Origin of the sequence: Sphingobium sp. DC-2 (genome assembly GCF_000722555.1) — a bacterium.
Classification (GTDB): Bacteria; Pseudomonadota; Alphaproteobacteria; order Sphingomonadales; family Sphingomonadaceae; genus Sphingobium; species Sphingobium quisquiliarum.
On record NZ_JNAC01000015.1, the window covers coordinates 1 to 2,333 of the forward strand.

Sequence of the window (2,333 nt, forward strand, 5' to 3'; positions counted from 1 at the left end):
TGTCAACGGCACAGTAATTTTCCCCGGAACGGGCAAAGTAAAATTCCCCACTTTGCGGTTTGAGGTTCAGGATTCGGGCATTGGTGCAGCTCCATCCTTGGGTGGTCGCCCGCGGCGACGAGGCTCTGTCGGCGCCGGCGGTGTGATGCGGGCAGTTGAGCGAACATGCTCAGGCAGCAGATCGGCATGACGCCTGAGCCGATAGCTTGAACCATCGATCTGGATGACGATGGCGTGATGCAACAGGCGGTCGAGCAGCGCGGTGGCGACGACGGGACTGCCGAAGATTTCGCCCCATTCTGCAAAGCCGCGGTTGGAGGTGAGGATCATCGCTCCTTTTTCGTAGCGCGCATTGACCAGCTGGAAGAACAGGTTACCGCCGCCGGGTATGACCGGGAGGTAGCCGATCTCATCGACGATGAGCAGAGAAGGCCTGCAGTAGAAGCGGATCCTCTCACGCAGCGAGCCCTCCCGTTCGGCCTTTGCAAGCGCACCGATCAGGTCGGCAAGCGTAATGAAGGAGACGCTCTTACCGGCTTTCACGGCTTCCAGGCCGAGTGCGCTGGCAAGATGGCTCTTGCCAGTGCCGGGCGGTCCCAGCAGGTGGACGACCTCACAGCGCGCTACGAAGTTCAACTCGGCGAGCGCTAGGATGCGGGCTTTGTCGAGCGAGGGCTGGAACGAGAAGTCGTATCCGGTAAGAGTCTTGACGGTGTTCAGCCGACCCATCCGCAGAGCGGTCCGGATCCGCCGATCTTCGCGGAACGTCAGTTCCTCGAGCAGTAGCTGTTCCACCAGCTCAAGCGCGGTGATCTCGCCACGATCGAGGCGGGAGACGCAGATATCGACGACCTCGATCGCCCGCGGCATTTTGAGGCCGACCATACTGGTCTTGATGCGATCAAGCAGCGATGCTGTCGGGTCGGGAAGAAGCGAGCTCATGCTCTTGCTCCCGACGTCGCCAGCTGCTGACCCACGGCAGCGTAGAAGTCGAGCGACCGGCGGGTAACCTGTTCGCCGGTAAAGCCATGCGGTATCGGGTTTTCTTCTCTGGGGCGGTACTGGCGCCGGTGACCTTCAAGAAGCGATCGCTGTCGGCGACCCTCGAGCAAGGGATGTCGTGCGATCAGACGATCGTCTTCAAAGATCTGGATTTCGTCCGCTAGGCTGTGCACCTCGACCACCCGCCGTCGCGTTGCGTCGGGCACCGAGTAATAATTGCCGCCGACGCTCACCATGCCTTCATGACTGATCCTGCGTTCAAGCTTGAGAACCGCACCAAAGGGTATCAGCGGCAAGGTTTGCAGCGTTGGCCGCTCCTCGGCGAACGCCTCATTGACGACACGGTCGGTGGAGGCGTGGACACGCGGGTTGGCGACGTTGCCGAGCCAGTTGCCGAACTGGAGGTTGAGATCATCGAGATCGCGGAACGTGCCGCCCAGGAAGAAGTCTTCACGGATGTAGCGGAAGGGCCGCTCGACCTTACCCTTGGTTTCGGGCCGATAGGCGCGGCAGGCTTTTGGCAGGTAGCCGTAATGACGAGCGAACTCGCCGAGCGTCCGGTTGTACACGACGCGACCATCCTCGTCCTCGCCCAGAACGGCAGTTTTCATACGATCGTAGAGGATTTCGCGCGGCACGCCGCCGATCGCCTCGAACGCGGCTCTGTGGCACGCCAATACCGTCTGCATCGTTTGGCGCCGGGCAAAGTGCCCCCAAATCAGGCGTGAGAAGCCCAGCACCATCGAGAACAACCATACGATCTGGACGCTGTCCGGCGCGCTGGTAAATCGCACCCGAAACTGGGCAAAATCGACCTGCGCCTGCTGGCCCGGCGGCGTCTCGAAGCGCACGGCGAAGGGGCTACCGCCGCCTGCCGGTCGCAATGCGCGCACCGTATCGCGCACGGTGCTGTAGCCGCCGGTATAACCACGTTCGCAAATCTCGCGCAAAAGGCGCCGTGCGCTCAGACCAGGATAAGCGTCAAGTCTCGCCCTCAGATAATCCATCCAAGGGTCAAGCAAGCGGTCGCGCGGTTGGCGAGGGCCGTAGGTGGGCACCTCGATGCCACGGGCGATGTATTTACGGACGGTCTTCCGGTCGATGCCGACCTGGCGGGCGATAGCCGCCACCTTGAGGCCTTGGCGATGTAAATCCAGGATCATTATCAGATCTCCAAGCTTCTTCATCGTGGCGTGCCTCCCCCAGGAGGATCATGCCCGATTTTTTCGCTTTGGCCCTTGTCCGGGGCTCGCCCCGGACAAGGGCCAATCAGAAGAAGTGGGGAATTTTCAAATGTCCGTTCCGGGGCATTTTACTTCGCCATCAACAAT

Annotated in this window: 2 protein-coding genes; both read right to left on the bottom strand. The window is 61.1% G+C overall.

The genetic code is table 11. The features are described from left to right. Positions 1 to 66 precede the first annotated feature (66 nt). On the bottom strand, positions 67 to 942 hold the full coding sequence (gene istB / locus ET21_RS0102805) for an IS21-like element helper ATPase IstB (RefSeq protein WP_030538491.1): 876 nt from the start codon (positions 940 to 942) through the stop codon (positions 67 to 69). Continuing rightward, positions 939 to 2,189 carry an IS21 family transposase gene (gene istA, locus ET21_RS0102810; RefSeq protein ID WP_030538492.1) on the bottom strand — a complete coding sequence of 417 codons (1,251 nt, stop codon included), beginning with the start codon at positions 2,187 to 2,189 and terminating at the stop codon, positions 939 to 941. Before istA ends, istB begins: the two co-directional genes overlap by 4 nt. Positions 2,190 to 2,333: the final 144 nt, after the last annotated feature.